Source organism: Vallitalea maricola (genome assembly GCF_036985595.1).
Taxonomy (GTDB): Bacteria; Bacillota; Clostridia; order Lachnospirales; family Vallitaleaceae; genus Vallitalea; species Vallitalea maricola.
The window spans coordinates 1-8,107 of the sequence record NZ_BTPU01000113.1 but is presented as its reverse complement, the minus strand read 5'-3'; the positions used below and the strand labels follow the sequence as shown (position 1 = coordinate 8,107).

The following is an 8,107-nucleotide window of genomic DNA, read 5'->3' as shown; positions in this document are numbered from 1 at the left end:
TACAATAAGTTGACACTATCAATATATAATTTGTGGAGTGTACAATAATACATAATTGATTTACAATATAATTAAACAAAGAATAAGGGGTTGAACAAAATGAATTATGATAATGAAAGAAAAAAAGAATTAGATGATAAGTTAAGACAATGTGTAGAAAATATGAGTGAGGCTAATCGCTATAAGAAGCTTATAAAATCAACTGGAGAAGATTGTAATAAGCTGACTGATAAGTGGCATCAATTAAAAGAAGAACTCAGAAAAGAAGAACAAGATGTTGAAAAACTTACAAAAGTTACTTTTACAAATTTCTTACATACTATAATTAATGATAAAGCTGAAAAGCTGGACAAAGAAAAACAAGAGGCAATAACTGCCAAGTTAAAATGTGATAGTGTACTAACTCAGTTAGAAGATTGTAAAACATCACTAGAAAAACTTAATATAAAATATAGCAAGCTTAGTCAAGCAGAAGAAGAATATAAAATGCTCTTGAATCAAAAAAGGGATTTTATACTTACATATATGCCAGATAAATGGAATGAAATTGAGAGTTTAATGGAAGAGGATAGAGAAATAAGTAATCAGCTAAAAGAAATTGATGAAGCAATTAGTGCTGGTGAAAACACCATGTCATGTATTGATAATGCACGAGAAGCTCTTCAGTCAGCTAAGAATTGGGGAACTTGGGATATGCTTGGTGGAGGATTATTATCTACTATGGCAAAAAGAGAAAACATGTCAGAAGCACAGGATTATATTTCTGATATGCAAAAGTGGATAAGGTCTTTTGCTAGAGAACTTAGTGATGTAGATGATTACATTAATACAGAGTTGGATTTAGGTGATTTCTTAGGCTTTGCAGATTATTTCTTTGATGGATTTTTTGTGGATTGGGCTGTTCAATCAAAGATAAATAGTGCTATAGAAAAAGTTGAGGACACAAAATATGAAGTTAACAGCATTTTGAGAAGATTAGAAACAGAGAGTAATCAGCTTAATAATAGAAAAAGTTCTATCAATAATCAAATTGAAACAATAATTGAACAAGCATAAATTTCATATGTAAAATCTTTACTATTATTTTTTAAGTGATATAATTAGTATAGTACTTACAATAAAAGGGGGATACAAATGAAGAAAAAAAGATTACTTGTCTTAGGTGCTGCAATTGGTGGAGGAGCTTATTATGCTTATAAGAAAATCCAAAAAATAACAGATGCTTTCAGCAAAGTTGTTATTTTCAATAATGAAGACATAAAATACGAACAAGACCAAGAAATTGAAGATGCTGCAGTTGTTTTTGGTAGCCTTAATATTGACTTGACAGATATTGATATTGAAGATGGAACAACAATAAAGGTGTTAGCGTTATTTAGTAATTTGACAATCAAAGTTCCACAAGAATGGAAAATTGTTGCTGAGGGAAATAATAAAGCTGGTAATATAGAAATTGATGCTTCAAAAGAAGATGAAGAAAGTAAGGATATTACTCTTAATATTGAGTATGACATACGTTTTTCTAATGTTAATATAAGTAACGAGTAAATATACTAGGGTTGTAGGATATATTCTACAACCCTTTATATTATTAAATATCTTTTATCTCTTCTAACCAAATCTTAGATACTGCATCGCTTGGCATTCTAAGGTCTCCTCTTGGAGAAAGACAGATTGAACCCACTTTTGGACCATCTGGCATACATGAACGCTTGAATTGATGCATGAAAAATCTTCTATAAAAAGTATTAATCCATTTCTTGATAGTCTCAGGTGTATACTGATTATTGAAAGCTTGTAATGCAAGTCTATATATCTTTTTAGGTGAAAAACCAAATCTTAACATATTATATAGGAAGAAATCGTGTAATTCATATGGACCAACAACTTCCTCAGTTTTCTGTTTGATCTTTCCAGTTTTCTTGTCGGGTGGAAGAAGTTCTGGACTAACTGGAGTATCAAGTATATCCAATAGTACAGCTTTGGCATCTTCTCCTACTTTGTATTCAGTAATCCATCTCACTAGATATCTTACTAGAGTCTTAGGGATAGTTGTGTTAACAGAATACATAGCCATATGATCGCCGTTATAGGTAGCCCAACCAAGAGCCATTTCAGATAAATCACCAGTACCGATTACTATGCCATTATACTTATTGGATAAATCCATCAATATCTGTGTTCTTTCTCTGGCTTGTACATTTTCATAAGTTGTACTATGGTCATTTGGGTCATGGCCTATATCCTCAAAGTGGACTAGGCAAGCATTTTTAATTGAGATTTCCTTGATTGTCACTCCAAGATGATTCATTAAGGATATAGCATTATTGTATGTTCTATCTGTAGTTCCAAAACCAGGCATAGTTACACCGATGATATTTTTTCTGTCTTTACCAAGGAGGTCGTACGTCATTGTACATACAAGCAGTGCAAGAGTGGAATCTAAACCACCGGAAATACCAACAATGACTTTTTCACAGCCTATGTGAGTGATTCTCTTTGCAAGCCCTAATGTTTGGATAGAGAATATCTCTTGACATCTCCTGCTTCTTTTTTCTTGATTGTTTGGTACAAAAGGATTTGGGTCAATGAATCTATCTATACTATTGTGTTCCTTAAGTGTCAGATCAAAAGGAATGACCATATATTTTGAATCAAAACGATTGGTTAGATGATTAGAATAACTGGTCATTTTGATTCTATCAGCCATTAATTTATCAATATCGATATCTGAATATATCATAGTTGATTCTAACATGAATCTTTTATTTTCTTCTAATTTTGTCCCATTTTCATATATAAGGCAGTGTCCACCGAAAACAACATCAGTAGTGGATTCACCAAATCCTGATGAAGAGTAGACATAAGAAGTGATAGTTTTTGCTGATTGAGAGGATACCAAAGCTTTTCTATATGAACTTTTACCTACTAAGTCATTACTTGCTGATGGATTAAGAATAATAGTTGCTCCATTGATAGCATGTATTGTACTAGGTGGTAGAGGTGACCATAGATCTTCACATATCTCAATACCAATACATAGGTCCTCATATTCATTATGTCTAAACAATATGGAAGAACCGAATGGGATTTCTTCTGATTCAATTACTATGGTATCTTTGATTATAGTTTCAGAAGATGAAAACCAACGCTGTTCATAGAATTCGTTATAATTGGGTATATATGTCTTAGGTACTACGCCTAATATTTTTCCATTACATATGACTGCAGCACAATTGTATAATGCGTTTTTATATTTAATAGGAACACCAACAACAAAAAGTATGTCTTTTCCTAGAGAGTACTTTTTAAGGATAACTAATTTTTCCATACTGCTTCTGATTAAAGGCTCCTGAAAAAAAAGATCCGCACATGTATAACCTGTAATACATAATTCAGGGAAAACCAGTATTGATACGTCTTTATCAATTGCATCGTTTATTAATTTCATTATTTCATCTGTGTTAAAATCTACGTCAGCAACCTTGATTACAGGTGAAGCAGAAGCGACTCTAACAAATCCGTCATTTATCATGTTATTCACTCCATTTACTATTAAGATATTTATCTTTTGTTTATTAAAAACTCATTTATCGTATTTATTATACCACACTTAACCTATGCTATTACATATTTAATTATTATATTTGTGTTAAATGCATTGTAAAATGAATAGATTTTATGTACAATGAGTAGTAGAGTTAAGAAATTATTACTCTGGTTTGCATATTGAATTTAATTAAGTTATAAATTATAATATTATTGTTAAATTCAGTGTATATAGGTAAAACTTTAGAAAAATAAATCATAAATAGGAGGAAGATATATGTTCCAAGTTAAAATGGGGAAACAAAAACATATAGCATTAGTTGCTCATGATAATAGGAAAAAAGATTTGATCGAATGGGTTTCTAATAATAGAGAGATATTATCAAAGCATTTTTTATATGCAACAGGAACAACAGGTAGTGTAATAGCGAAAGAAACTAATCTGCCTGTAAGAAGATATAAAAGTGGTCCATTAGGTGGTGACCAACAGATTGGAGCTAGGATAATAGAAGATGATATTGATTTTCTTGTATTCTTCTGGGATCCACTAGAAGCTCAACCACATGATCCTGATGTAAAAGCATTACTTAGAATTGCTGTACTATATGATATACCAGTGGCATCTAATGTAGCTACAGCAGATTTTATATTCAGTTCACCTCTTATGGATAAACATTACAACAGATATATTATTGATTATGGAACAAGAATCAAAAGAAAATATTAAATACTTGAGAGGGAATTCATAATTATATTTACTCTATACTTGTAATTATTAAAATTGGACTAATTTATGGATGGAGAGAAGTGATTATGAAGAACAAATGGTATTATGGTGCTTTTATATTATTGGTGATAGTAGTTGGTATAATCTATGTTAATTCAGAAAGCAGTGTATCAATAGAAGTTGACAAAGATACAAAAGATAATGTAGAATATAATGCTGGTGCAGAAGATAATAATGAGGAATATAATACTGATGATGAAGATAATAACGAAGAGGATAATGCAGAGAAATTAGAAAAGACCATTTATGTACATATTTGTGGTGAAGTAGTGAATGAAGGAGTCTATACTGTCAAAGAAGATTCAAGAGTTTACGAAGTGTTAGAACTTGCTGGTGGTTTAACTGAAGAAGCCGCTACAGATTATGTTAATTTAGCACGACAAGTAAAAGATGGTGAAAAAATAATTTTTCCAAGCAAAGAACAGATGGAGACTGGCGAATTCTGCATTGATGATGCAGAAGAAAAATTAGTCAATATCAATACTGCTTCAATTGATAAGTTGACAACACTTCCTGGAATAGGTGAATCACGTGCTAAGCTCATCATAGATTATAGAGAAGAACACGGAGATTTTGAGACAATTGAAGATATAATGAAAGTTAGTGGAATAAAAGAAGGGGCTTTTAGTAAGATAAAAGATTCAATTATTGTAAAGTGAGGTGTCTACTATGTCTAAAAGGATATTAGTGGTGGACGATGAAAAATTAATTGTTAAGGGTATAAAATTTAGTCTTGAGCAGGATGACATGATAGTTGATGTTGCTTATGATGGGCAGGAAGCTTTTGATTTAGCTAAAACAAATGTTTATGACCTAGTGATATTAGACGTTATGTTACCTAAGATAGATGGGTTATCAGTATGCAGGCAGATAAGAGAGTTTTCTAATATGCCTATTATTATGCTTACTGCTAAGGGCGAGGATATGGACAAGATTCTAGGACTAGAATATGGTGCAGATGATTACATGACAAAACCATTTAATATTCTTGAATTAAAGGCTAGAATAAAAGCAGTTCTCAGAAGGATAAAAACTGAATATAACGGTGATTCTGAAGCTGTAATCAACTCTGGAGAGTTAAAGATTGATTGCGAAAGCAGAAGAGTATTCATTAACAACCAAGAAGTTAATTTGACAGCTAAGGAATTTGATTTACTTGAACTTTTTAGTAAGCATCCGAATAAAGTATATAGTAGAGAGAATCTACTCAATATTGTTTGGGGCTATGATTACCCTGGTGATGTAAGAACGGTGGACGTACATGTAAGACGACTTAGAGAAAAAGTTGAGCCAAATCCAAGCGAGCCAAAGTTCATTCATACTAAGTGGGGTGTTGGTTATTATTATCAAAACAAGAAAAATATTTAATAGTATAAGGGCTAAAATATTTATTTCTTATGTAGTTGTAAGTATTATACCACTTATTTTATTAACAAACATATTACTTAACTCTTTGGAAAGTTATTATGTAAAAGAAAAATCAAGGTCTATGTTTAGACAAGCCAACATAATATCAACTAATCTTATGGTTAGAGGATTTATCAACGATAGTTCAGGTATCAAAGATTACGTTAGTATTATTGGCGGACAAGATTATGAAAGAATAGTTATACTAGATTCTAAGAGTACTGTTAAATTTGATTCTAATGAAATTGATACAGGTAAGGCATATGCTAGACAAGAAGTAATAGATGCTCTAAAAGGTCAGAGTAGTTCATTGTTCAAAAAAAGTATTAATCTTGCTAAGGTAGTAACTCCTATTAAAGATGAAAAAAAAGATGAAGTATATGGTGCTATCATACTTACTAATTCCTATGATGACATTAATAATTCTATCAGCAGTTTGAAAAGTATTTCATACTTGATAATATTAGCATTGTTAATATTAATACTTACTCTAAGTTATAATTTTTCAGGACTCATAACGAAGCCTTTCAAAAAGTTATTATTAAGTATTAATAAGATTACTGATGGAAATGTTGATGAAAAAATTGATATTAAAGGTAACAATGAAATTGAAGAAATAGGGACAGCATTTAATCATATGACTGAGAAGTTACAACAGGTTGATGAGAGTAGAAGACAGTTTGTTGCTAACGTATCACATGAATTAAAGACACCCCTAAGTTCAGTAAAAGTATTAGCTGAATCTTTATTGATGCAGCCAGATGCACCAAAAGAATTATACAAAGAATTTTTTGAGGATATTAGTAAGGAAATAGAAAGAGAAACTACTATAATTAACGACCTGCTAACTATGGTTACATTGGATAAGAATGAAAATGAGTTGAATATTAGTGAAACCAACATTAACTTATTGATTGAGTCTATATTAAAAAGACTAAAGCCTTTAGCAGATATAAAAGGTGTAGAAATGGTTTTTGAAAGCTATAGAGAAGTTATTGCAGAAGTTGATAAAACTAAGATCTCATTAGCATTAACTAACTTAATTGAGAATGGAATAAAATACAACAAAGAATATGGAACTATAAAAGTCACACTTAATTCTGATTATAAAAACGCACAAATATTTGTTATTGATACGGGGATAGGTATACCTAAGGAAAGTATAAATAAAGTTTTTCAGAGATTTTATAGAGTTGATAAAACACGTTCGAGGGAAACAGGGGGTACAGGGCTTGGATTATCTATTACGCACCAAGCTATACTGATGCATCAAGGATTTATAAGATGTAGTAGTGAACTAGGAAGTGGAACGACTTTTGAAGTCAGTATACCACTAAAAAGGCCAATACATGATAATATATAAATCTAAGGGCTTATTTCGTTGGAGGTGTTATGAAGTGGGGAAAATATTGCGAATTAGTTTGTTGTATGTTTTTCTGCTATTAGCGTTAACAGGCTGTGGCAATAAGCAAAAAGCTAATATTGAGCAACAGCCAAGTGAGAAAAGTGTTAAAATATATTTATCTAATAAGGAAAAAAATTCATGGATAAATAAAGATGTTAATATTTCAAGTGTAAATAATGAGGATATTGTCACAGAGATATTTGAGATATTGCAAACAGGTATAGAAGATGAACCAGATACAATAACTACTGTACCTTCTTTTATAAGATTATTAGAAGTGAAACTAGAAAAATCGAATCTAATATTGAATGTTTCAGAAGAGTATTATAAATTAGATACTGTAGAAGAAAACATATGCCGTGTTTCTTTAATATCATCTCTTACAGAATTGGATTTTGTTGACAAAGTAGAGATATATGTTGAGGGAATGCCTCTAAAAGGACCAGATGGTAAAGCTCTAGGACCTATTGGTAAGGATCAATTGGTTTTTGATGACCCGGAAAATGAAAGTAAAACTTTAAAGAAAGTATTATTATATTTTTCTGATAAAGAAGGTCTTGGATTAGTTCCAGAAGAGGTACAATTAGAGCTTAATCCTAATGAACCATTAGAGAAAACAGTTCTTAACCTCTTGATAAATGGCCCATTAAATGATACAGAAGTAAGAACTATACCTGCAGAGACTAAAGTTATTAGTACATCTATTAGCGAAGGTGTATGTTATGTTGATTTTAGTAAAGAATTTAAAACAAAGCATACAGGTGGTTCAACAGGAGAGTTGCTAACTATCTATTCAATAGTAAATACATTAACTGAACTTCCTGATATTAATAAGGTTCAATTCTTAATTGAAGGTGAAAAAGAGGAACTCTTCAAGGGACATTTACAATTTAATATATTATTTGAAAGAAATTTGGATTTAGTATTAGACAATAATAAGAAATAATAAATTTTCCACT

8 protein-coding genes are annotated in these 8,107 nt (G+C 30.9%); 7 read left to right on the top strand and 1 reads right to left on the bottom strand.

The window, feature by feature from the left end:
• Positions 1 to 99: 99 nt before the first annotated feature.
• Positions 100 to 1,056 carry a hypothetical protein gene (locus AACQ14_RS23200; RefSeq protein WP_339365929.1) on the top strand — a complete coding sequence of 319 codons (957 nt, stop codon included), beginning with the start codon at positions 100 to 102 and terminating at the stop codon, positions 1,054 to 1,056.
• A 78-nt stretch (positions 1,057 to 1,134) separates the two neighbouring features.
• A complete protein-coding gene (locus AACQ14_RS23195) occupies positions 1,135 to 1,548 on the top strand; it encodes a LiaF domain-containing protein (RefSeq protein WP_339365928.1) in 414 nt (137 codons plus the stop codon).
• 43 nt (positions 1,549 to 1,591) lie between these two features.
• Here the strand turns inward: AACQ14_RS23195 and AACQ14_RS23190 are convergent, their stop codons facing one another.
• Positions 1,592 to 3,532: an NAD(+) synthase gene (locus AACQ14_RS23190; protein WP_339365930.1), complete on the bottom strand. Its 1,941-nt coding sequence runs from the start codon at positions 3,530 to 3,532 to the stop codon at positions 1,592 to 1,594.
• Positions 3,533 to 3,826: 294 nt separating this feature from the next.
• Between AACQ14_RS23190 and AACQ14_RS23185 the strand changes: the two genes are divergently transcribed.
• From AACQ14_RS23185 to AACQ14_RS23165, 5 genes are all read left to right on the top strand, one after another.
• The gene (locus AACQ14_RS23185) at positions 3,827 to 4,276 is read left to right on the top strand and encodes a methylglyoxal synthase (RefSeq protein ID WP_339365927.1); all 450 of its coding nucleotides are present in this window, start codon (positions 3,827 to 3,829) and stop codon (positions 4,274 to 4,276) included.
• 86 nt (positions 4,277 to 4,362) lie between these two features.
• Complete coding sequence (locus tag AACQ14_RS23180; protein ID WP_339365926.1) at positions 4,363 to 4,995, top strand: helix-hairpin-helix domain-containing protein; 633 nt, start codon at positions 4,363 to 4,365, stop codon at positions 4,993 to 4,995.
• A gap of 10 nt (positions 4,996 to 5,005) precedes the next feature.
• Positions 5,006 to 5,704 (top strand): response regulator transcription factor, encoded by a 699-nt coding sequence (locus AACQ14_RS23175; protein WP_339365925.1) that lies wholly within the window; start codon positions 5,006 to 5,008, stop codon positions 5,702 to 5,704.
• Positions 5,705 to 5,789: 85 nt separating this feature from the next.
• Positions 5,790 to 7,106 (top strand): sensor histidine kinase, encoded by a 1,317-nt coding sequence (locus tag AACQ14_RS23170; protein WP_339365924.1) that lies wholly within the window; start codon positions 5,790 to 5,792, stop codon positions 7,104 to 7,106.
• A 34-nt stretch (positions 7,107 to 7,140) separates the two neighbouring features.
• Positions 7,141 to 8,094 carry a GerMN domain-containing protein gene (locus AACQ14_RS23165; protein ID WP_339365923.1) on the top strand — a complete coding sequence of 318 codons (954 nt, stop codon included), beginning with the start codon at positions 7,141 to 7,143 and terminating at the stop codon, positions 8,092 to 8,094.
• The last annotated feature ends 13 nt before the right edge of the window (positions 8,095 to 8,107 follow it).